At 38.2% G+C, this 24,138-nt stretch carries 18 protein-coding genes, 2 rRNA genes and 1 pseudogene (1 of these 21 running past the window's edge); 14 read left to right on the top strand and 7 right to left on the bottom strand.

Translation table 11 applies throughout. The features are described 5' to 3' along the window. From MKX62_RS07035 to MKX62_RS07010, 6 genes are all read left to right on the top strand, one after another. Nucleotides 1-1,304 (top strand): 23S ribosomal RNA (locus tag MKX62_RS07035); it begins 1,628 nt to the left of the window's first position. A gap of 80 nt (nt 1,305-1,384) precedes the next feature. Further along, nucleotides 1,385-1,500: ribosomal RNA gene (gene rrf, locus MKX62_RS07030) — 5S ribosomal RNA — on the top strand. Between the two features lie 632 nt (nt 1,501-2,132). Then, a complete protein-coding gene (locus MKX62_RS07025; RefSeq protein ID WP_067213711.1) occupies nt 2,133-2,960 on the top strand; it encodes a YihY/virulence factor BrkB family protein in 828 nt (275 codons plus the stop codon). After that, the gene (locus tag MKX62_RS07020) at nt 2,960-3,634 is read left to right on the top strand and encodes a response regulator transcription factor (RefSeq protein ID WP_340742560.1); all 675 of its coding nucleotides are present in this window, start codon (nt 2,960-2,962) and stop codon (nt 3,632-3,634) included. The genes MKX62_RS07025 and MKX62_RS07020 overlap by 1 nt, the downstream gene beginning before the upstream one ends. Next, nucleotides 3,631-5,010, top strand: a complete 1,380-nt coding sequence (locus MKX62_RS07015; RefSeq protein ID WP_340741116.1) for a HAMP domain-containing sensor histidine kinase — start codon at nt 3,631-3,633, stop codon at nt 5,008-5,010. The genes MKX62_RS07020 and MKX62_RS07015 overlap by 4 nt, the downstream gene beginning before the upstream one ends. Before the next feature lie 75 nt (nt 5,011-5,085). Beyond that, complete coding sequence (locus MKX62_RS07010; protein WP_340741115.1) at nt 5,086-5,484, top strand: hypothetical protein; 399 nt, start codon at nt 5,086-5,088, stop codon at nt 5,482-5,484. An 80-nt stretch (nt 5,485-5,564) separates the two neighbouring features. Here the strand turns inward: MKX62_RS07010 and topB are convergent, their stop codons facing one another. From topB to MKX62_RS06990, 4 genes are all read right to left on the bottom strand, one after another. Continuing rightward, nucleotides 5,565-7,718: a type IA DNA topoisomerase gene (gene topB / locus MKX62_RS07005; protein ID WP_340741114.1), complete on the bottom strand. Its 2,154-nt coding sequence runs from the start codon at nt 7,716-7,718 to the stop codon at nt 5,565-5,567. Between the two features lie 225 nt (nt 7,719-7,943). Then, nucleotides 7,944-9,101 (bottom strand): hypothetical protein, encoded by a 1,158-nt coding sequence (locus MKX62_RS07000; protein WP_340741113.1) that lies wholly within the window; start codon nt 9,099-9,101, stop codon nt 7,944-7,946. A 91-nt stretch (nt 9,102-9,192) separates the two neighbouring features. Beyond that, nucleotides 9,193-10,914, bottom strand: coding sequence for an ATP-dependent helicase (locus MKX62_RS06995; protein WP_340741112.1), 1,722 nt, complete (start codon nt 10,912-10,914; stop codon nt 9,193-9,195). After that, entirely contained in the window at nt 10,911-13,187 is a 2,277-nt protein-coding gene (locus tag MKX62_RS06990; RefSeq protein ID WP_340741111.1) for an AAA family ATPase, read from the bottom strand. Before MKX62_RS06990 ends, MKX62_RS06995 begins: the two co-directional genes overlap by 4 nt. A 669-nt stretch (nt 13,188-13,856) precedes the next feature. Here MKX62_RS06990 and MKX62_RS06985 point away from each other — a divergent pair. The 4 genes and pseudogenes from MKX62_RS06985 to MKX62_RS06970 all read left to right on the top strand — a co-directional run. Continuing rightward, nucleotides 13,857-13,994, top strand: a pseudogene (locus MKX62_RS06985) (hypothetical protein); the annotation flags it as partial. A 355-nt stretch (nt 13,995-14,349) separates the two neighbouring features. Then, nucleotides 14,350-14,685, top strand: a complete 336-nt coding sequence (locus tag MKX62_RS06980; protein WP_340741109.1) for an ArsR/SmtB family transcription factor — start codon at nt 14,350-14,352, stop codon at nt 14,683-14,685. 41 nt (nt 14,686-14,726) lie between these two features. Next, complete coding sequence (locus MKX62_RS06975) at nt 14,727-15,725, top strand: NADP-dependent oxidoreductase (protein ID WP_340741108.1); 999 nt, start codon at nt 14,727-14,729, stop codon at nt 15,723-15,725. 253 nt (nt 15,726-15,978) lie between these two features. Continuing rightward, nucleotides 15,979-16,491 (top strand): hypothetical protein, encoded by a 513-nt coding sequence (locus MKX62_RS06970; protein WP_340741107.1) that lies wholly within the window; start codon nt 15,979-15,981, stop codon nt 16,489-16,491. A gap of 931 nt (nt 16,492-17,422) precedes the next feature. Here the strand turns inward: MKX62_RS06970 and yiaA are convergent. Then, nucleotides 17,423-17,893 (bottom strand): inner membrane protein YiaA, encoded by a 471-nt coding sequence (yiaA, locus tag MKX62_RS06965; RefSeq protein WP_340741106.1) that lies wholly within the window; start codon nt 17,891-17,893, stop codon nt 17,423-17,425. 1,035 nt (nt 17,894-18,928) lie between these two features. Here yiaA and MKX62_RS06960 point away from each other — a divergent pair. Beyond that, on the top strand, nt 18,929-19,234 hold the full coding sequence (locus tag MKX62_RS06960) for a monooxygenase (protein ID WP_338656726.1): 306 nt from the start codon (nt 18,929-18,931) through the stop codon (nt 19,232-19,234). Between the two features lie 495 nt (nt 19,235-19,729). Here MKX62_RS06960 and MKX62_RS06955 read toward each other — a convergent pair whose 3' ends face one another. After that, entirely contained in the window at nt 19,730-20,155 is a 426-nt protein-coding gene (locus tag MKX62_RS06955) for a GatB/YqeY domain-containing protein (protein ID WP_067213697.1), read from the bottom strand. Between the two features lie 269 nt (nt 20,156-20,424). Here MKX62_RS06955 and MKX62_RS06950 point away from each other — a divergent pair, with 269 nt between their 5' ends. After that, nucleotides 20,425-21,807 (top strand): catalase, encoded by a 1,383-nt coding sequence (locus tag MKX62_RS06950; RefSeq protein WP_445683428.1) that lies wholly within the window; start codon nt 20,425-20,427, stop codon nt 21,805-21,807. 504 nt (nt 21,808-22,311) lie between these two features. Here the strand turns inward: MKX62_RS06950 and MKX62_RS06945 are convergent. After that, nucleotides 22,312-22,638, bottom strand: a complete 327-nt coding sequence (locus MKX62_RS06945) for a winged helix-turn-helix transcriptional regulator (RefSeq protein WP_187046210.1) — start codon at nt 22,636-22,638, stop codon at nt 22,312-22,314. A 137-nt stretch (nt 22,639-22,775) separates the two neighbouring features. On the opposite strand from MKX62_RS06945, the gene MKX62_RS06940 reads away from it, so the two are divergent. Together MKX62_RS06940 and MKX62_RS06935 are read left to right on the top strand one after the other, a co-directional pair. After that, the gene (locus MKX62_RS06940; RefSeq protein ID WP_340741105.1) at nt 22,776-23,183 is read left to right on the top strand and encodes a DoxX family protein; all 408 of its coding nucleotides are present in this window, start codon (nt 22,776-22,778) and stop codon (nt 23,181-23,183) included. Nucleotides 23,184-23,201: 18 nt separating this feature from the next. Then, the gene (locus MKX62_RS06935; RefSeq protein WP_340741104.1) at nt 23,202-24,050 is read left to right on the top strand and encodes a VOC family protein; all 849 of its coding nucleotides are present in this window, start codon (nt 23,202-23,204) and stop codon (nt 24,048-24,050) included. The last annotated feature ends 88 nt before the right edge of the window (nt 24,051-24,138 follow it).

The following is a 24,138-nucleotide window of genomic DNA, read 5'->3' as shown; positions in this document are numbered from 1 at the left end:
AGCGAGGCGGGAGGTGCCTGTACCGCAAACCGACACAGGTAGGCGAGGAGAGAATCCTAAGGTGATCGAGAGAACTCTCGTTAAGGAACTCGGCAAAATGACCCCGTAACTTCGGGAGAAGGGGTGCTCTGGTAGGGTGTTAAAGCCCGAGAGAGCCGCAGTGAATAGGCCCAGGCGACTGTTTAGCAAAAACACAGGTCTCTGCAAAACCGCAAGGTGAAGTATAGGGGCTGACGCCTGCCCGGTGCTGGAAGGTTAAGAGGAGAGGTCAGCGCAAGCGAAGCTTCGAATTGAAGCCCCAGTAAACGGCGGCCGTAACTATAACGGTCCTAAGGTAGCGAAATTCCTTGTCGGGTAAGTTCCGACCCGCACGAAAGGCGTAACGATCTGGGCACTGTCTCAACGAGAGACTCGGTGAAATTATAATACCTGTGAAGATGCAGGTTACCCGCGACAGGACGGAAAGACCCCGTGGAGCTTTACTGTAACCTGATATTGAATTCCGGTGCAGCCTGTACAGGATAGGTAGGAGCCTTGGATTCCGGAGCGCTAGCTTCGGATGAGGCGTTGGTGGGATACTACCCTGGCTGTATTGGACTTCTAACCCATGCCCCTTATCGGGGCAGGAGACAGTGTCAGGCGGGCAGTTTGACTGGGGCGGTCGCCTCCTAAAGAGTAACGGAGGCGCCCAAAGGTTCCCTCAGAATGGTTGGACATCATTCGTAGAGTGCAAAGGCATAAGGGAGCTTGACTGCGAGACCTACAAGTCGAGCAGGGTCGAAAGACGGGCTTAGTGATCCGGTGGTTCCGCATGGAAGGGCCATCGCTCAACGGATAAAAGCTACCCCGGGGATAACAGGCTTATCTCCCCCAAGAGTCCACATCGACGGGGAGGTTTGGCACCTCGATGTCGGCTCATCGCATCCTGGGGCTGTAGTCGGTCCCAAGGGTTGGGCTGTTCGCCCATTAAAGCGGTACGCGAGCTGGGTTCAGAACGTCGTGAGACAGTTCGGTCCCTATCCGTCGCGGGCGCAGGAAATTTGAGAGGAGCTGTCCTTAGTACGAGAGGACCGGGATGGACATACCTCTGGTGTACCAGTTGTCTTGCCAAAGGCATCGCTGGGTAGCTATGTATGGACGGGATAAATGCTGAAAGCATCTAAGCATGAAGCCCCCCTCGAGATGAGATTTCCCATTACGCAAGTAAGTAAGATCCCTCAAAGAAGATGAGGTTGATAGGTCTGGGGTGGAAGCACGGCGACGTGTGGAGCTGACGGATACTAATCGATCGAGGACTTAACCAATTTTGAAAAGGGCTTGATTACCCTGATTCGTGTAGCACAATGTCTGTTTTATTCAGTTTTGAGCGAACAAGCTCAAAGAGTCTGGTGACGATTGCGAAGAGGTCACACCCGTTCCCATCCCGAACACGGAAGTTAAGCTCTTCAGCGCCGATGGTAGTTGGGGGTTTCCCCCTGCGAGAGTAGGACGCCGCCGGTCTCATTGAAAGGCCATTACCTTATAGGTAGTGGTTTTTTTGTATTTATTTTTAATGTTAACTTTTTGGAGAATTTATGGGTATGTGGTCGAAAAAAGGAATAGTTCTTTATTGTCGGAAATCTGCATTTGGAATTAATCTCATTGGTTATATAATTGGTTAAGGATGAGATATGTGATTAATTAGCAATGGGATTTGATCGTTGCCAGTGTTATGTGATCGGTTAGCCATGGGATATGATCGTTGCCAGTGTTATGTGATTGGTTAGCGATGGGATATGATCGTTGCCAGTGTTATGTAATCGGTTAGCGATGGGATATGATCGTTGCCAGTGTTATGTGATTGGTTAGCAATGAGTTATGATCGATTCCAGTGTTATGTGATTGGTTAGCAATGGGATATGATCGATTCCAGTGTTATGTGATTGGTTAGCAATGGGATATGATCGTTGCCAGTGTTATATGATCGGCTAGCAATGGATATGATCGTTACCAGGATTATCTGATCGGTCCGAGGCACCTACTCTCAACCAATAACTTAATACAATTACCTCTATATATATATTCTATATCCCTTTATAGTTATCCTATGGCATTCTTTAGAATAGGGTATATTGAAGTAGAGGGGGTTGCAAATGACAATTATTAAAAATGTAGTGGTTCGTTTTTTTAATGAACGCTTTTTTGATCAGGCAGCACAGACTGCATACTATCTTTTATTGTCCATGTTTCCATTTTTTCTTTTCATCCTTTCCTTACTTAGTTTGTTTCCCGTTGATGAAGAGATGCTTTTGACATTTCTCAGGCCTTTCACGCCTGATGAAGCGTTTACTGTAATAGAGGAAAATGTTCGTGCGGTTCTCAATAAAGGGCATGGGAAGGTGCTATATGCAAGCCTTGTAGCAGCGTTCTGGATTACTTCCATGGCTGTACAGTCGCTTGCGCGTTCACTTGACCTGGCGAATGGCTATGTACGTCGCTATGCATATTGGAAAGTACTGATACGTGATCTTGGAGTAACGCTTCTTTTTATGTTAGTCATTCCGTTATCATTGTTTCTTCCAATTATCGAAAAGGCTTTATATAGAGTTGTGACTTATTACGATACGATTGAGGAATGGCAAGGTTGGTTTTATATTTGGCCGAATGTTAAATGGGGTTTGGGAACGTTATTTCTGTTTCTATTCTTCTTATTGTTTTATAAAGTGGTGCCAACAGGTAAGATGAAGTTTAAAGAAGCACTTCCGGGAGCACTCTTTTCTGCTATTGGTTGGCAGTTATTTTCACTTGTGTTTGGGAGCTATGTTTCGAACGTTGACTATACTCGCTTATATGGACAATTGTCGGGTATTATCCTACTTGTTATTTGGTTTTATTTGACGGCGGTTATTATTTTGCTGTCAGGTTTGTTAAATGCGGAATGGCGGAGGTCATCCGGTAGAAAGAGGAGGCGCGTAACATGATGAAGATATTGGTGGTAGACGATGATCCTAATATTTTGGAGCTTGTGAGCATTCAGCTGACACAGGCCGGGTATACAGTTATGAAAGCAGCGGATGGTTTTGAGGCGCTGGAGTTATTGGAAAAGGACTTACCTGATTTGGCAGTCGTGGACGTGATGATGCCAAGAATGGACGGCTATAAGTTGACGAAGAAGCTTAGGGCAGAGGCGGATATACCGGTTTTATTGCTGACGGCCAAAGGGGAGCTAGAAGATAAGGAAAAAGGGTTCCTTGCGGGTTCCGATGATTATGTTGTAAAACCTTTCGAGCCAAGGGAATTGTTATTTAGGATAAATGCAATTTTGCGCAGATACGATAAAGCAGTTGATGTGTTCATTCAAGCTGGACCGATGAAAATAAATCGGCAGAGCTATGAAGTCTCTGTTGGCAAGAAAGTGCTTCTTCTTCCGTTAAAGGAGTTTGAATTACTTTCAGTTTTGGCATCACGGTCAAATCATGTATTTACTAGGGAAATACTAATTGAACGGGTATGGGGTTATGACTATGAGGGCGATGAACAGACGTTAAACGTTCATATCAAGCGAATTCGAGACAAATTGACAAAGCTGACAGGGGAAGTAACCATCTCAACAGTGCGTGGTGTTGGGTATAAGCTTGAAGTGTCATCCTCATGAGATCACTGTACGGAAAATTTATCGCGATGACAACCGTTATCATGATAGCAAGTGCGCTGATTGCTTTTCTAGCGGTCAATACATATTACCATCAACAGTTGAAAGGGCAAAACGACGAGAAGAATATGAGCATTGCAAAAAGCATTGCATCATTCATTGAATCGGATAAGGAATTAGATTTGGTAAATTACCTTGAAACGCAGTCTGCGGTCGGGTATAAGCTCTACGTTGTCAATGAAAACCAAGAAGCCACGATGTATGGGGAAGCATTTCGGGTAGAAAATCTTTCAAATAACGTTGTAGAACAGGTATTAAATGGTGACGTGTATCACGGGATGAGAGATCTCCCAGGCGAAACGTTCGTAACTGGATTTTTCTCGAATGAATTAGCAAACACCGTGGGGGTGCCCTTTGAATATAGTGGGGAAACGTATGCCCTTTTTCTACGCCCAGACATTAAGATGCTCTTTACGGAAGTGCACTATATCCTTGGTGGGATGGTGCTGATCATGGCAGTTATCAGTTTGCTGGCGATGCTGATTGTGGCTAAAATGTTGATTGATCCCATTACAGAGTTAACTGCTGCGACGAAAAAGGTTGGCGAAGAACAGTTCTCTGGAACGCTCGATATTAATCGAAAAGATGAAATTGGGCAATTGGCGAAAAGCTTTCAGCTGATGACGAGGAAACTTAGTGAAAATGATCGGATACGCAAAGAATTCATAAGCGATGTGTCGCATGATTTCCAGTCACCGTTGCTTAATATAAAAGGATATGCCGAGCTGTTGTTGGACGATAAACTCACGGAAGATTCACGGAAAAGTTATGCTAACGTTATCCAATCCGAAACGGAACGATTGTCTTCATTGACGAAACAGTTGCTGCTTCTCACTTCACTCGATCAGTTATCATCCCCACTCGAAAAGAAGACCTTTGACTTGGACATGCAGTTGAAGGAGACAGTCCGCAAGTTTAGATGGTTGCTTGAAGAGAAAGAAATGACGTTAGAAATGGATCTTGAAGAAGTTCGTTTCACCGGAGACCCTGCATTTCTTGAGAAAGTTTGGGAAAACCTGCTATCGAATGCACTAAAGTATACAGAGATTGGCGGTGCGATTGAAGTCGTGTTAACCGAACAGCCGGATCATGTTACAGTTCTTATCAAAGACAATGGAATTGGCATTGATGAAGAGGGACTTGAGCGCATTTTTGACCGTTTTTACCGGGCAGATGATTCGAGAACACAGGAAACAGGTGGAACAGGACTTGGCTTATCGATCGTCATGCAGGTAGTTAAACTGCATGGTGGAACAATTAACGCTGTTAGTCGTAAAGGGCAGGGTACGACTTTTACTGTGATGTTTCCGAAGTTGTAATGTCCTGTTCATCTTGCGTTCATATAAGATGTTTAAAGTAAGGGTATAACATTAACATTACAGGAGGAATTTAATATGGAAGCAAAATGGAGTCTACGATTGATTCGTATAGCAGCAATTTTTGGTTTGATCGGTACAGTATTAGGTTCACATATGGCCGGAGCAGGATCACCTGCATTCCGTCCAATTCACGCGCACATTCTATTAGTTGGTTGGTTGTCTCTATTTGCTTGGGGCGTCTTCTATCGAATTTACAAAGTCCGAGCAAAAAAACTGATTGCGATCCATGGATGGACGGGGATTATCGGAGCAATCGGTCTGACGTCTGGTATGTGGCTACAATTCATGCGACCGTTTGGGGTGAATGAAACACTGTCACTTATTCTGTACATTGTTGGTGGAACAATTTTACTCATTAGCTTTGCATTGTTTGTTGTTATTACATTTTTAACTGAAAAAGAAAGTAAACGATAAGCGATCACAATATGATAGATTAATTCAACACAAAAAGTCACTTCCTTGATTTGAAAAGGAGGTGACTTTTTTGTGTGAAATTAAAACTCAATATTTATTTTCCCGTTAACGAGCGTTAAGCTCGCATCAAACTTCTTATCAGAATTGGAGACGAAACCCTTAATAACATTCGTTTTCCCTTTCGTACAGAGAAGCTTAACTTGAGTGGGTGTGAGTTTCTTTTTTAAGAAGACCGCAGGAAAAGTCTGCTTGCAGCCACTTGCATAGGCACTGCAACCGTAGAATTCTTTGCGTGCAATAATCATACCTTCTTTACAAGCAGGGCATGGAGCGACTTCGACTTGTTGATAGGAGGTCCGTTGAGGCATCTTGCTCACTACATTGGCGGCTAGTTTTGCATCAATGGGCTTGGCGTTTAATTGGCCCGGTACTTCTTCCAATAAGCTGTTGATGAACTTCGCAATGCTGCCGAGAAAACGTTCCTGTGTTCCTTCACCATTGCCGATCTTTCGTAAATACGCTTCCCATTTAGCAGTCATGGACGGGCTTGCGAGAAGATTCCCTTCGATTGCTTGGCAGAGAATGCGCCCTTTATCCGTAATGGAAACGATGTTTTTTGTTACGTCGATATAAGCATGCCGTTTGATCGTTTCGATGATTCCACTTCGGGTAGCTTCTGTACCGAGTCCTTCAATTTCTTTTAAAATATCGGTCTCTTTTTTATCCTCGACAAGTTTTCCGCATGTTTTCATCATCGCGATAAGTTGGCCTTCTGTATACGGTTTCGGCGGCATCGTTTTGCCTTCTTTAATGCCGATATCACTTTCCACAGGTTCGTGCATCACAAGTGGCGGTAGCGTTGGCTCGTCCTTGTCTTTGTCATTTTCTTTCGCCGAACGGATGAACAATGCTTTCCAGCCCTTATCGCGTTCCGTCTTCCCGATTGTGAAGAATGGGAGCTTGTTGACTTCTGTCGTCACTTTCGTTTCAGTGTACAGGTAATCAGTATGGAACATAGCGAGTGTGGTGCGGACAACTTCTTCATATAAGTTACGCTCGATAGTCGAGAGCCCAGCAAGTACCCCTTGTGACGGAATTTTCTTCGTTGGAATGATTGCATAATGCTCCTGTACTTTTGAACTGTCGACATAGCGCTTTTTCGGAGCGAGTGATGCGACAGGGAAAGTATGACCGATAAGCTGCTGATACTCGGTTACTTGTCCAGCGAGATAGGTGAATTCACTTGGTGTGATATATCGGGAATCCGTCCTTGGATACGTCACGAGTTTCTTTTCATAGAGCCCTTGCATTGTCTTCAATACATTCGCAGGACTTATTTTCCATAGGCGGTTTGCCGTTGCCTGTAGTGTAGACAGTGCATGTAGCTGTGGAGGCGGCGTTCGTTTATCTACCGTTTCCACCGAAGTAACGACACCAGGTGATTTCGGGTGGATATTATGTTTTGCGAGAAGGTCCCGGATAATTTCTCTTTTCGAATCCTTTGCTTTGGCCTTCCCTTTATATGTCCCGTTTGCGGCAGTAAACGTCGCTTCGATTTCATAAAATGGTTCAGAAACGAATGCTTCAATTTCTATTTGCCGCTGATAAATAAGGTAAACAGTCGGCGATTGCACACGTCCGATTGAAAACACATCTCGAATGCCACGTGCTTGCAACAGAAGGGAATAGAGACGAGAACCATTCATCCCGACAAGCCAGTCACTAATTTGTCGGGCTTTCGCCTCCTCATACATCAGAAGATCTTTGCGATTGTCTTGTAAATTCGCGAATCCTTTGCGTACTTCATCGACTTCCAGCGAATTAATCCAAAGCCGCTTTATCGTTTGGTTTTTGGCGCCTGTTTGATAATAAATACTATAGAAGATATTCGATCCTTCACGGTCCACATCACACGCATTAATGACAGTATCAGTAGCTTTAATCAGCTTTTTTACAATGGCGAACTGCTTGGTCTTATCCTTTGCGACCTGAAACTCATAGCGTTCCGGCAAAATGGGTAAACTGGCAAGCGACCACTTGGCCCATTTTGGATCGTACTCTTTTGGTTCTTTCAATTCGACAAGGTGGCCGATTCCCCATGTAATATATGCACCTTCAGAAAAAATAGGGGAGGGCAATAACTCTAAATAGCCTTCATGTCGCCGTACAGAAAAAGCGTCTGCGTATGCCTTCGCTTGGCTTGGTTTTTCGGCTAGGATTACTGGAAGTACCATTTGCGGGTCAACCTCCTTTACTTTACGTTTTATATGGTATAAGTCTTGTTTGACTTCTCAGGCAAGTCAAACGAGTAAGCATTAAATAATTTCACGCTTTAAAATGCCTAGTGTCTAGTGATATATTTATTGGAATAAAATTAGATTTTAAGTATAGCTAAATTGTTTTTGCATGTTTCTATTTTGTGAGAGTCGGACAAAATGAGATAGCGAAATCGCTATTCTTTACTTTTTAAGTGGTTCTACATCTCTTACCATTTCACCTTTCAAAAAGAATTCTTTATAAAAGTTCCTGATGCAGTAACGCACATATTCTCCGACATTTTTCACAGAAATTCTATAGGATGTTAAACAACCACTTATCTCATCAGGATCAAGTAATGGAACAGAATTTTTAGTAGGTGTTTCTGTTATAAGTTTTTCTCCTGCATGTAAATACTTTGACCTCTTATCATAATAGCCAGTAAATTCCTTCACCAATTCTTTTGGTAAGTACCTTGATGTTAGCTGTTTAACTCTCCTACCAATCTGGAACTTAGATTGTCCACAATCTGAACATTTTTCTTCTTCAAAGCCTATTAAGGTTATTACCTCCAACGCTGAAAGATAAAGTGTAGTAGCTACTTCAGTTTTGTTTCCTCCACCCACTGAAACTAGCTGTCCCTCTCTTCCAACATAAAGAGAGTCTTCCATTGCCCTACCAGTATGAAAATGACTACATGCTTTCAAAAACAACTGCATGTCCGGTGATAACTCATCTATACTTGTAAGCATTTCAATTAACTTATAACCTTCTCTAGAAATTAAGATATTATTTTCATCCATTGAAATATTATCTATGAAATCTCTATCTTCTTGAAAGAGTTCTTTTTCATGAGAAACTGTATTGTCCGACGGTTTATAAGGAGTTCTTCTATAAATTGTATTGGTCTCTACTGATAAAAAATCCAATAGGTTTGTAACTTTTTTAAAAAACAAACCACTTGCTTGATTAGCATCATAGGCAGAGACATTACAAGTAAATATATTTTCATTATCAACAGTAGGTCTAATGGAGAAGTTTTCATTTGTATATCGCATGATTGGATAATATCCTTTAATCACTACTGAATGCTTATATGTTTTGAGCAAGCCAATATTTTCGTGGGTTATATTTATAACTTTTTTCAGCCTAGTATAAAGTTCAGTCCCTTTGTCTATTGGCTCTTCTTCAAAGTTTCTCCAAAAGAAAAGGTTGTTAATAGTACCTCGCTCTTTATAAGTAATTCCAGAAGTTATTGGATGTTCCATTCCAATGTCCATGGAACCAAAAATTATTCTGTTTTTTTCTCCTTGTTTAAGTGGAGCATAATACCATCTGCAAGTTCCAAACTCCTTATCCATTTCTGCCTAAAGACTTCTTAAAAAGTCATTTGATTCATCTGTACTTTTTGTTCCAATATGAATTTCCATTCTCTTTACCCTCTCTTCCATTTCACAAATATATTATTTGAAAGTCAAATTTGGGTTCTATTATTTCTTTATCTTCTTCTAATAGCTTCGGAATTACTATAAATAGGCTATCCATGGCTCTACTGATACCTACATACTGAATACGATGTTCTTCGTTTTCATCTAGCTTAGGGGCAGTCAGAAAATCAACTGTGTTTGCTATCAGCAAAACATTTTGAAACTCATCACCTTTTGATTTATGAACAGTCCTATGTTGACTAACATCGTCTTTGTAATTTATACTCAATGCTAATTCTCTATAGGCATGATTATTATAAAAGTCTTGAATATCTCCTTTTCTGAAGCCAGGCATTTTTATGTCTTTTTTGACTAACTCATAAAATGTCATTAATGGTTCTTCCAAAAAAGAGCTACGTGAACTTATTAGTTTTTGTATAATAGAAATTGATTTTTTTAACTGTTCTTTTTCGGAGTCGTCACTGAAATTAACGCTCATGATTTTTATAGCACTTTTATAGTCATTATGCTCAGTAAATTCTAAAGCCTCCATAGCACTTTTTATAATGTTTCGTCGTTTGGGGTTACTATCTGTTAATAAAAAGTCATTTAATACTTTCGTATTCATGCTGCTATCCAAGCCGAATTTCATAAGATTAGCAGTTGGATTATCCCTAGATAGTGTTTGTATAAATATATCATCACCATTTAGTTTTTTTATTTCATTATAAGCTTTCAGATGATCACCTATAAATAGAACTGGTTTATCTAGATCTACATTTCTATGTTTTTTCTGTGAAATATCTTTTCGCAGCCCATTTAATAAGTCAATTATCTGATTGGAACTTCTTCTGTTTTCGGTAATAGTATATTTTTTAAGGCTATCAATTTTAAATTTTTTAAATTCTTCAATGTTGGCCCCCTGAAATGAATAGATTGACTGTGCAGGATCTCCAATTACACCAACAATAGTTTCTTCATCAGCCAATAAAGATATTATCGTAGCTTGAATGGGATTCGTATCTTGAAATTCATCTATAAAAAAGTAAGGAAATTTGGCACGTAATATTTTTAAAGTAAAAGGATATCTTGTAATCAGTTCATAACTGAAATACAATACATCGTCATGATCTAGTTTGCCTTCTCGCCAATGTAATTTCTTATAACTCAGCAAATCAGATTCAAGCACTGTAACTATTTTGCGTAATTGTCTAGCATCGCTTTCACGACCTTCCAAAAACAATTCTGAATCATTGTTAAAACTATATTTAATTCTAGATATCCAATTAAATAATGCTTCCTTGTTTTCTTGTAGGTTTAGTAATTGCTTAATTGTATGAGGGTGTTTTAATTTTTCGGATTTAGAATGGTTCTCTAACCATGAAAGAACCTTGCTATATCCAGGCTCTATATTATCATGCCCATTTATTTTTTGAGTATCTATATCAAATAGCTCTGCTATATGAGCGATATATGGTTTAATAACATGGTTGTATAAAAAGCTATGAATAGTTGAAATTTCCACCTGACTAACGGATTGTGGTCCTAGTCTATCCAAAATAGTTTCTACAGCAACATTAGTGTATGTTATACATGCTATTTTGCGTGACTTCTGTAACCTTAGTGAGTTTTCCAATACGTTTTTAATATGATTTATTAGCCAATGAGTTTTACCGGCACCTGGTCCCGCAGTAATTATAAACGGTTGCTCAATATCTATTAGATCATCGGAAGAGATAACAATCATTCTAGACACATCCATTCGATAGCATTTTTAATATAATCGGGAACCACGAATATTTTAGAATCAGTACTTTCTGTTTTATCTTCATTTATCTCATCTTCCTCAGTACTGTTTTCTTCCAATAAAATTTTCTCTAGTACATAGGCTAACTCTAATGCATTGACCCCTTTTCCGACTGAATTTAAATAGCGAGCAGCAATAAGGGCTTTCTTTTTATCCTCGTCTGTCCATGTTAAATGATTATCTATCAATGCTTGTTCGATTCGACTATTTTCATCTGATGATCTTAATCTTTTTAACATAGAAGCTAATGAATCACCTTTTTTGTAGTGATTCATTAGCTCGAAAATTTCATCCTTATTAGATGTAGATTCTGTAACTAAACTTTTAAACATAGGATTAAAACGAATCAAATCATACTCTAAGGTTTTTCCATAAACTTCATCTTGTAAAAAGAATCGAATGTTATCAGAATAAAGACCTGTATATTCATTGGTTTTATACTCATACTCAGATTCAGATATATCCAGTTCAAACGGATAACATTTCTTGAATGAGTTTTTAGTACCGTCATCATTTTTCTTTTTTTCTCTTCTCTCAGGGTCTCTATCTGTTATACAAGCTACTTTTCTTTTAATAGCAGATGGATTAGATGTGTTAAATAAATGTAAAAAGTGATCGAAATACTTCCCACCAACATTAATCACAGCCACGTGATTGTCTTCCAAAGAAATGTTTAGATGTTCAGCAAATATAGACATTAGTAGCTGTTCTGCTAATCCTTCTACTAGAATAATCTTCTCTGCAAATAACATATTAGATTTAGTAGCATCCAAAAATCGTTGAACATATTTTTTGCCTTCTTCGTTTCCATTGAATGATTTTCCTGGATAGCCGACTTTTGTATCGCCTTCATGATTATATAGACAAATTAACTCATCTAGATTCATTGCACCTGTTATATGAGTAGAGTGGGTAGTGATGAACATTTGTCTAACTTTTTTATCGTTCAAATTTCTTTTAAGGAAGTTTAGTAGTTGCCTTTGCATTGTAGGGTGTAAATGAGCTTCAGGCTCTTCAATAATTAACATAGGAAATACTTTGGCATTGCTGCCTAAATATTCTTCATTTGCATCGACTTGCATTTTAGAAAGTAAAAGCGACATGAATATTAAATTATTATAGCCAAGTCCATTATTTGTGATAGGCATTTTAATACCTGATTGATTTTCAACGATTAACTTCAATGCAGAATAAAGTTCGATGTCTGATATATTGCCATCAAAGTCAGGTGTGGAGTTATCGAATGAAGCACCTATGTCGTTTGCATACGACAAAATATGTTTCTTTCCCACTGTCATTCTCTGGCTCAATAAATCAATCAAATCCTCAGCAAGATCTCCAAATATCTTCTTTTTTTCTTTAATAGCAATTACTTTGTCCTCATCTGTTAATAATTTATTAGATTTTATATCATAATCCATAAAGAAATCTAACACATCTTTTAGTAAGGTGTTTTTTCCACTAAACATATCTCGTTCGACATCTCTTATTGCATCTAGAAATTGAAAATCAAATTTCTTTAATGATTCGCGGTCAGCAATTGTTTGATTAGTAGGATCTCCACCTAAAACTTTATAGGTATACAGTCTAAGAAATTCACTTTGAATAACTTGCCATACCTCAAAGATATCATTTGCTTCACTTATCATGCCCTTGTATTTTTCATGAAACTTGGTCGGTAGATAAAATTCATATTGCAATTTAGCTTCATAAGGCTCTTCTAGCTTAGTTAGCCAGTTACTTACGGTCACTAAGTCATCTCCAAGTAGTTCTTCGGTGTCATCTTGTGTTAAAGTAGCAGTTATTTTAATGCTAGGTGGACATTCTTTTAATTCATCAATAGATATGTTTTTATTAAAATCATCAATTGATAAATGTTTTTTACTATTAGAATTAAAAATTAATGCTAATGCTCGTAATAAATTTGATTTACCAGCGTTATTATGTCCTATAATAACGTTCATGCCATCATTAAAACTTATACTGTTGGTGCGGAAATTTCTATAATTTGTTATATTAATATTTGAAATGTACATTGTTGAACCTCCCATATACTTTGGTCCGCGTTCAGAAAGAGAATATTCCACTTTGGGTGGTACTTGAGGGTATTCTTCACGTATGATAATTCCGTTTACTTCCATTTCTTTTAACATAACACTTAATGTCTTGAAAGAAATACATGTTATACTACGCTTTAATTCATTAAACCGCATTACTTTATTTTCAGATTACCAGTATAGAATAATCATTTTATATTTACCGCCTATGACAGATAACGTATATCCGAAACCAGTATCTTTTAATGCAACGCCATTCGGAACGCACGTTTTTTCTAGTTCGCTTTGCATAAGTGTTACCTCCTTTATAGTTAGTTTCGTTTTTGAAATACGTTATTTTTCTATATATCATTGATGTTAGTTTTTTCTACTATTAATATTGAATTCCTTTATTCTAAGTCAAAAAACATGAGTATTCGTTATAAAGCAGATAATAAACTCACGCAAAATCTGATTATCTAATACCCCTTTTATGTTCGACTATCTCTTTTAAAAAGTCTATCGTCAATATGGTCTACAGCCCCATCAAATAAGGGATCCAGCAACTTTTACCTCATTTTTAACGGTGCTTGCCCCTTGGCATCCACATAATAGGATGACTGGTTTCATGGAAGCACCCCTTTCATATATATAAAGAAACAGTAGTTCTTATCCTTGTATTATCGCATAGATGGAGGTGGTTATCTAATGGGTCAAATCACGAAAATTTAAACAAAAAACCATATATTGAGCTAATCAAAATATGTGTAGGTTTCAAATTGCCTCTTTTAAAGTCAAACATCTTTGTCGTGTTTGTTTGAGTGATTGGCACTTTTTTTGGGGGGATTGAATAATGTCCGTCATCCAACAGGAAAGAAAGCGAAGCTTCACTTCCAATTAGTGACGCTTGTTTACAATGCCTCCAGTTTAGCCATGGAGCGGATTAGGGTAGAAATGAAACATAAAACACTACAAGCCGCATAAATAACCCAGAATCTTATTTGAAAAAATTGGAAATTATCAAGGGATTACTCTACACAATTGTAAAAACAGCAATTATGAAATTGATTCAAGTAAAAGAAATTGACAATACGATTCAGGTTTTTTCTTTTTAGAAGACCTCTAGATTATTTATCTAGTGTTTATATTAATTAACGGATCAGGTGGAATACTAAAGTTGCTGAACATTAAAAGTTGATGATGCTTCCGCTCTAAGTTGTATTCGTCTCGATTTGCTTTCTCAATATTGAACCTAACATAACAATCGTATATTGTTGTATTTAACAATATGGTTGATCAACTTAAACCATTAAACTAATTTTCGGAGGTATTTTACTGAATGAATAAACAGGAACAACTAAAAATGATTAAAGAGGATTTTATTAATTCTCAAAAAGTACTATTGGCAATTGGTGATGAAACACGTCAATCGATCTTGTTAGTTCTAATGGGGACGGATTGTCAAACAGGATTACGTGTGGGTGAAATCACTGAACAAACACATCTTTCTCGACCTGCTGTGTCCCATCATCTTAAGGTTTTACGAGATGCCGGTGTTATCTTAATGCGTAAAGAAGGGACTAAAAACTTTTATTATATTAATGTACGTACAGAATTAGGTTTATTAAGAACGCTTGTGTTGGATATTGATAAGTTCATGCAGAACTTTTATTGAAATGATGGAATTTAAACAGACATTATTTGGAGGTATAGGCTATGAGAGCAATGGTTATTGATAGCTATGGAAAAGTTCCAATGCGTTTGGCAGAAATGCCCACACCTGAAATTGGTGAATATGAGGTACTCACAGAAATTCATGCAGCTAGTATTAATCCTGTGGATTTTAAAATGCGAGACGGAAAAGTGAAGTTATTAATCAAGCAGAAAATGCCATTGATTCTTGGAAATGACTTTTCGGGGGTTGTGACAAAGGTTGGTGCAAAGGTAACTCAATTTAAAGTGGGCGATGCAATCTATGGACGTCCACGTAAAAGTAAAATCGGTACTTTTGCTGAATATATCGCAGTTCATGAAGATGACATAGCGTTAAAACCTAGAAATCTAAGCTTTGAGGAAGCCGCCTCTATACCATTAGTTGGTTTAACGTCCTATCAGGCGTTACATGACATACTACACTTACAAAAAGGTGGAAAGGTTTTAATTCCGGCTGGTGCTGGTGGTGTTGGAACATTTGCGATTCAACTTGCAAAAATAATGGGTGCCTATGTTGCCACAACTGCGAGCGAAGCTGGTGCTGATTTAGTGAAATCCCTCGGCGCCGATGAAGTTATTAATTACAAAACAGAACAATTTCAGAATAGACTACAAAATTATGATGGAGTATTTGATACACTAGGTGGTAAGTCACTCGAAACATCATTCCAGATTGTAAAAAACGGCGGGAAAATTGTTTCCGTTTCAGGAGTACCAAATGCTCGTTTTGCTAAAGAATATGGTTCAGGTTTTTTTAAAACGATTTTGTTTTCAGCGGCAAGTTATAAACTTACTACACTTGAAAAAAAGCATAATGTTCAATATACGTTTTTATTTATGAAGCCAAGTGGAAATCAATTACATATTATCGCAGACTTTATTGAATCCGGGAAAATCAAACCTGTAATCGATCGCATTTTTCCTTTTGAAGATGCCCAAAAAGCGATGGAGTATTCAGAATCAGGAAGGGCTAAAGGGAAAATAATCTTGAAAATACGATAATCGTTAAACGAAGCAAAAAAATGTACTGAATAATGCTCCTTGAAAAATCATTTAGTAGAACAAGAAAATCCATATTAATCTATCTTTTTTAACATGGAGTTTTTATTAAAGGTGGTATAGAAGTTAGTTATTCAATTAACGGGCGCGATTGTCAAACATATCCTGGAGCTTCATGATAGCGAGTTTGGTGTGGAGAATACAAATCGAGGCGTCGCATTTTCTTTTACCTTATATGAAAGCAGAGGAGAACCCCATGAATAACAAAAAATACAGCTATATCATTTCAGTTCTGTGCATGCTTCTTTTAACTAGTGGTTGTGCCATGAAATCTGAGTCTGAAGCATCGGACGCGCAGCCATCTGAAACCAATCAAGACAATACCCCCAAAATAGAGGACGCTTCAGCGGATTCCGAGAATGAAATATTAATTATTATAGATCAGACTCCAAAACCGATAGAGGGAAATAGTTTTGATTTCGTAGTGAAACAGGTTCCGGAAGGATTCGCGCTAGTTGAAATACAGTGGATTTCCAAGGATAATCTGATTGTAAATTCGGTTCAAGATGCCATTGAACACGGAGCTAATGGGGAAGATGGATTTTACATTAGTGGTGACGGACAATTCTCGGGTTTCATATATCCGGATGAGATGAAGGGCGAGGAAGGTCAGGTTGTATTTCTATTCAAAGATTCCGAAGGCAATGAGTTAACTTGGAAAAAGAATTTAACGTTGAGTCCGTCAGCAAATTCACAGGAGGGGGAGTAAGAATGAAATTGTCGTTGAGACTCCACAAGATACGTTAGAGCAATATATGCAGGCTATTGCTAATCAGGATCTGCAAAGTGTGTCGAGTTATACGGCGGTAGTTACCAAGGACTCATTAACTAATTTCCCGAAACAGACACTAATGACAAGTTGAAATTAATTGATCAGTATCTGAAGCTACTGCCAAGGAGCTCACTGAATGAAATTCTTGAACAGACCGTAGTTACCAAGGACGAATATAAATTCGTGATTACGTTAAAGTTGGAAGACGGAACCTTGTTCCATACGAGGGAGTTTGACACGATCACCAAAAGTTTACTTACACAGTTAAACGAGTCGGTGGAACTTCCTCCGTACCAGGCTTAGTTTGCTGGTAGTCACGATGATTTGAAACTGAAGTTAACATCATTGAAAGCGATGATGTTAACAATAGTAAATACTAAGGTATATCGTGCATAACTTTTCATTCATATTGATTAAAGGCTATATAAAATCGACTGATGGACTTAATAAATTGAGATTCTGATTTGAAATTGGGATAGTGTAATAACCCTAGTTGGGAGAGCGTCACGCTGACGGCATGAAGGTCGACGTTTCGCACCCGGTATGCACCATAAAATGAAATGCGGTTTGAACTCTTGATGTATAAGGGTTCTTTTTTTGATTGATAATTGAATCTAAGGTGACAGTCAGAGCGACCCTTCCTTTAGACTCGCTACGGATGAGTACAATCTTCAGGCGAAGCAATTGAAAGATGGTACCAGTGGGATTAGGTTTAACAGGATAGATTATGTGGGTGACTGACATCCAAAATGTAGTGGCGTTTATTCGAAAAAAAGCGAGTCACACTCCGATAAGAAAAAGGGGTGACTCGCTTAGTTATATTCTACTTGTTGAATAAGTCCAGACTGTCAAATTAACGGAAAGTATCTCAATCTACTTCTCTTGCTCTCTGTGTATCCCTAACATTTTTCTGAACGGTTATCGCTGCAAATATACTTAGAACGAAAGCCATACCATAGAACCCTTTTTCACTTAAGACAATACTTCCTGCGTTGTATAAACCGATGGCCATTAATAAAATAGATATAATAAGTGCTAACCAGCTAATACCATAATAAATGTTCGTAACTGGTATTCCTTCTTCTTTATCTCTTACTGCTTTTTGTAAAGATACAGACGAATAGAGTCCGAATACTAAAATTGCAAAGTAATATCCTTGTTCATTCAGTTCCATAGCTGCATTATACAAGCCTAAGAGATAAGCTGATACTCCTATTACCAGTGCTGCCCATGAAGCTCCTTTGAAAACCGGAGTTGGTTCTCCATCTTTTCTTTTTATTTTCGTTTTTGGGGCGTTTTGTTTTTCCTTATCAAATAAATCTTCATTATTATTAGTCATCGAATGTTCTCCTCCCCTTTCGACAATCATATCCGAACGAGTATAAATCAGCAATGTTTTTTGGGAATAGTCTAACTCCTTTGAAAAGTCGAACCTAATTTTAAATCTACAAAAGTGTTAGCTTTAACAGGGATCATCAAGGATTATTCGCAAATGAGTTCGTTTCTATCATTCTTTGAACATTGCAGCTGATTTTTTGTGTGAGCTTTTATAGTATGTAAATAAGAGGAGATTAACTAGTCGTGTATATATAATTTTATGGGATATATACTGCGTATTGGGAGAAAGAAGAGGTATACAAAAAAGCATCTATGATGGTGAGAATTCTTTCCAAAGTTATATTGGACAGCAGGGGATTGGTTAAAATGATGCAGTCCATCTAAGTAAGTCTCTTCTTGTATTACAATTTTCTAATGGGTTACAGCCCATTCGAAATAATACATATTATTTTAACGTAACTACCAAACTGGACAAACTGACGAAAATCGTACACTGAATCCAAATGGAAATACTCGATCCCGATTGGACTTGTGGAAGAAAATGATAGCAGGCGATACTGTAGCTGTTAATTACATATTATGATTGACAGGTTTAAATATTACAGGGTGAAAATGAAAAGGGGGAGGAAACAACATGTTTAACCATTCATGAGAGTCTTCGAGGGAGATCAAATCATACAAAAAGGCCACGCTTTTAAAACTCATTCTTAACTTTTAGGTATAATACATATGAACTAATGCGGCTAGTTAGCTAATTAATATAAGAGTCTTTATAATTAAGGTATTGACATCCATGAATACTATTTGAAGGATGAAAATAAGTTCTAAATCTGGAAGGACTACAACCAAAACAACAACTTTTCCTTTCTAGCTTGCGTGAAACAGAAAAACTTCTATTTCATAAAGAAATTGAAGTCATGTACATTGTTGAACAATCAGTCATTAACTCATTTATTGAAAAATAGCTTACACGAGACATTATCAAGCGCAGGAAAAATTTATTTTACAACTACTAAATAATCGGAGGAGAATGACTATGGCGTACCTACTACAAGTGGATTTTAAAATGGATGGACCATTCGGAGATGAAATGGCGGAAGCGTTTACTGATTTAGCAAAAAGCATCAATGAAGAAGAGGGATTCAAGTCGAAAGTTTGGACAGAAAGCCCAGAAACAAATGAAGCCGGTGGAATTTACATTTTCGAAACAAAAGAAACAGCTGAAAAATATCTAGATATGCACACTAAAAGATTAGCCGGATTTGGAGTCACAGCTGTCAACGCAAAAATCTTTGCGATTAATTCTAAACTTACCGAAATTACTAAAGGGTCGATAAAGTAAATAAAAAACCTGTAAAATTCACGGATTTTATATCGTCTCTTATCAAACGAAAAGCAGTACATCAGTGCTTGAGTAGAAACTCTTTCTGTAAAGAAAGTTCAGGCTACTCTTAAGAATTGCATTAGTATCTAGCCGGCCCCCTTGAGGGAACAGCTATTTGACCGTCCGATCTATCAAATCGGAGGTCTTATTTTTTATTCAATTTACTTACTTGATATATAGGATGCAATGCGCAAACCTGCATATAAGATTGGATAGCTAACAGGTAGGATCTTCATTTCTACAAGTGGATTTTTGTGAAATGGGTCTTTTACAACCGCAATTTCTTTTGAGTGAATAGGAAAAAAAGCTGATATTATTCGAATAGTATCAGCTCTTACCTATTACTACTTAACGGGAAGTGTATCCAGCATCCACATAAAGGGATTGTCGATCTACAAATGAATATGGGGTTTCCGTGCAACAATTATCTTGCACGGAAACCCCACACTAATATCAGATTAAGTTTTTCACGACTTTTGACATTGTTCCGCCGTCTGTTTTCCCAGTAAGTAATGGTTTTGCGATTTTCATGGCATCACCCATGTTCATACCTTTGGTGATTCCTGCCTCTGTCAACATTGTTACAATTTCGTCTTCGCTAAGTTGTTTAGGCAAGAATTTTTTGAGCAGAACTAATTTTGCTTCTTCTTGTGCAATTAAGTCTTCACGCTGTGCTTTTTGTGCGCCTTCCAGCGCTTGATTGGTCTGTTTGATTTCGCGGTTGACGATGGCAACTTCCTCATCAGTTGAAAGAACTGCACCTTTTTCCTTTTCAGCGCTATCGAGTGCTGCTTTTACTAATGTTAGTACTCCTTTTGCGAGCACATCCTTTTCCCTCATGGCATTCTTTAAATGTTCGAATACGATTGTCTTTAACATTTTTGAATCTCCTCCTATTAGTGGTTAAAAGTATAGAAGAGATGCATGTGAAAAGCAACAAATGATGATTTATTTATAGTAACTTGAATCAGCACAAACTCCCTGCTCTGCTGATTAGTGGAACTCTGGCTAAGGTCGCCGCGTCCTGCGGATGTCCGTTCTTTTTGCATGGTTATTTAGCTAGCTCTATTCATAATTGTATGGGGCCTCACATAAATAATAGTGTATCTTAGGGAATTAACTTGTGGGTACAGGAGGCAGGAATAATTATGAGAGAAAACAATGGAGGGGAATCAGGCTCTTCCACGCATTTTAACAGAAACGCATCAAAAGTAAGGGCTGAGGAAATGCATTCACAGACTGTAGGTGAAAGAGGTCCTGTACTGGAGCAGGACAGTATTTTACATGAAACATTGGAGACCTTTGTCCATTCAACAATTTTAGAAAGACCAGTGCATGTTAAAGGCTTTGGTGCTTTTGGTTACTTTGAGACTGTGTATTCTATGGCAAAATACACAAAGCTGTGCTTTTTACAAAATCCTGGGCAGCAAGTTCCAGTTACTGTGAGATTTTCGCTTGCTGTAAGTAATAAAGGTACTCCGGATACCTCACGAAATGTGCGTGGATTTTCTACTAAGTTTTATACTGAAGAGGGTATTTTTGATTTGGTCTTCAACCATATTCCTGTATTTTTAGTACGAGATGCTATACGTTTTCCAGAGACCATTCAAGCTTTTTTACCCTCGCCCGTAAATAACTTGATGGATCCCGAACGGTTCTGGAGCTTCATAGCCAGAGCACCAGAATCAACCCATTTTGTTGTTCGGCTTTACTCTGATGCAGGCACAGTAAAAAGCTTTCGCCACATGCCGGGTTATGGTGTGAATACCTACGTTTGGAAGAACGGGGAGGGGGTACGCAGTTATGTAAAATATCACTGGGTTCCTTATGCTGGGGAGCAGTATATAGATGCTCAAGAAGCCGCCCGATGGAATGGCGAGAACCCAGATATTGCAGGTCAGGATTTGTATGATACCCTAGCAAAGGGAGAGCCTGTTGTATATGGGCTTTATGTGCAGCTTATGAATCCGAAAGATGAAGCCACTCTTCCTTATGATCCATTGGATGATACAAAAGTTTGGGATAAACAGCAGTACCCTCTGATGCCGGTTGGCCGTTTGACGTTGAACCGCAACCCGGATAACTATATGGAACAAGTGGAGAAACTGGCCTTTTCACCGTCCAATCTTTTGGAAGGGGCCGAATTATCAGATGATAAGATGCTGCAGGGACGCGCCAATATTTACTCGGATTCCCAGCGTCGGCGGCTTGGACCAGATTTTCGTAAAATACCTATCAATCATCAGGAAGACTGGACACCAGCAACACAAGTGACAAGCGGCAACGGCAGATTTGTGGAGGGGCATCTTGAACGATCCGATTTGCCAAAACCGGATGATTTTACGCAGGCCGGGCAATATTATCATGCTCTTCCCCCTGAGCAACAAAATCACCTAGTAAATAATCTTTCTGCTGATCTTGCCGGCATATCCGATGAGACACGACGCATTGTTTTGACGTATCTGTACAATGCATCGCCGGAAATGGGAGAACGGGTTGTCCGACAAATTAAGACACAGACAAAGGGTTAATTCGATAACTTTCACTAAAATGGTCAAACCTTATTATGAATTTATCAAGTTTAAGTACATGTACAATACACTACTCAAAAAAATACAATTGAACAATAATAAAATGAAGATTGGACATGTACGCGGATGTCTAATCTTTTTTCGTGTTTATTCAGAAGTTAGAAAAAATAAAAGCACCAAGGGAGTGCTTCTCTACATGCATGTCATTGAATGAAAATGAGTTTTGTGATTATTAATTTTGTGAAGACTTTTGAAGACAACTAGTACAATCTATATTTTCAATACGGTTAATTAATCTAAATAACAGCGTTAAGATAAAGAAAAAGGCATTATCACAGCCTGTACCAAAATAGGAACGGTCATGAGAATGCCATTATTGAATATATTCACCTTCCCGCAAATCGGAAAGATTCAAAAACCTGTAATTATTCCTAATTGACGTTTTCTTAGAAATCATTTCGTTAATTTCATATTTTCCTTTTGTGGATAGGTAAGGATATGATTTTATGTTTCTTCACTCTCAATTTCCACCCATGACTGTGACCAATTTTCTATTTCTTTCAAAACCGGCTCTAATGAAAGCCCTTTTTCCGTTAAGGAGTACTCAATAATAACAGGTGTTTCAGGTATAACATCACGCTTTACAATCCCTTGTTGTTCTAAATCTTTTAAGCGTTCTGATAAAACTTTGCCACTGATTCCGATAGAAGATTGAATTGTACTAAATCGGTTTGAGCCCGACAATATTTGATTGATAATCAAAGCCATCCAGCGCTGACTTAAAAGCGAGATGGCTTTTTCAAATCGGGGACAAATAATAGATTGCTTCATTTTTTCTTTCACTCCTTTATATGCAGTATATAACATGATGGGTTTATTTCGTAAGTAATTAACTTACTTGACAACTATAACACTCTATAATATAGTTAATTACATAAAGTAACTAACTATAAAGGGGAATAGAGAAAATGAATAAAAATGATGTGGGTACGGTTATTTTGCGTTTGGTTTTTGGTCTTACTTTTTTCATTCATGGAGTATCTAAGTTTCAAGGGGGCTTAGCTAACACTGCTGGTTTTTTCGATAGCCTTAGTATTCCAGGATTTTTAGCTTATGCCGTTGCAGTTATAGAGTTAATTGGCGGTATTCTGCTGATACTTGGTATTGGAACACGAATTATTTCTGTATTGTTTGCTGTTATTATGCTGGGGGCAATTTTTACAGTAAAACTCTCTGCAGGATTTCTTGGCAATGATGAAATGGCGGGGTACGAATTGGAATTGGCACTACTCGCTATGTCCATTTTTCTCGTTTTTGCAAACAGCTCTCGTTTCTCATTAGGTAATAAAATCTTTCATTCTGAAGGACAAAAATAAAAAATGGAGGTAATAAATATGGAGTTTCATAGCAAACCAAACACTTTTGTAGGTCATGTAAACATTAAGGTACAAGATTTAAATCGATCACTTACGTTTTATCAGGAGATTCTTGGTTTTCAAATTCTAGAACAAACTGAAAAAACGGCTAAACTAACAACGGATGGTAAAACGAGTGTACTATCAATCGAACAACCAGAAAATGTAGTACCGCAGTATGAAAAAACTACGGGTCTATATCACTTTGCCCTTCTTCTACCTAAACGTTCAGATTTAGCTGAAATCGTGCATCATTTCATGGAAATCGGTTTGCGGTATGGATCATCAGATCATCTTGTAAGTGAAGCTTTATATTTAGCAGACCCAGATGGAAATGGAATTGAAATTTATATAGACCGCGAACCTTCCGAATGGACTTGGAGTAACGGTGAAGTGGCAATGACAGTGGATCCATTGAATTTTGAAGACCTTCTATCCGAAGGGAGACCGCAGTCATGGAAAGGTTTACCGGCTGGGACAGTCATGGGTCATATTCATTTACATGTATCTGAATTGAAAAAGACCGAAGAGTTTTATACTAAGGGCCTCGGTTTTGAAGTGGTTAACCGGTATGGCAATCAGGCGCTTTTCATCTCTACTGGTAAATACCATCATCAAATTGCCTTAAACACTTGGGCTGGAGTTGGGGCTCCAACACCACCTTTAAATAGTGTTGGGCTGGAGTCGTTTACTATAGTTTTAGCAGATGAGGTAGCAAGGAATAATGTTATCGCCCAGTTGAAGAATATTGGTGTAGCTGTGACAGAAGAAAACGGTTCTTTTGTATCCTATGATCCTTCTGGGAATCGTATTTATCTAGGAATTTAAGGCGGCGATTTATAAAAGTAGAGTATTGAAGCGGAGATAAATAAATCGTATAGGTGGTTATTATATGGGGTTTTTAGATAGACTATTA

Origin of the sequence: Sporosarcina sp. FSL K6-5500 (assembly GCF_038005665.1) — a bacterium.
Lineage (GTDB): Bacteria > Bacillota > Bacilli > Bacillales_A > Planococcaceae > Sporosarcina > Sporosarcina psychrophila.
Note: the sequence above shows the minus strand (reverse complement) of the source record. Positions and strands in the feature narration are given on the sequence as shown.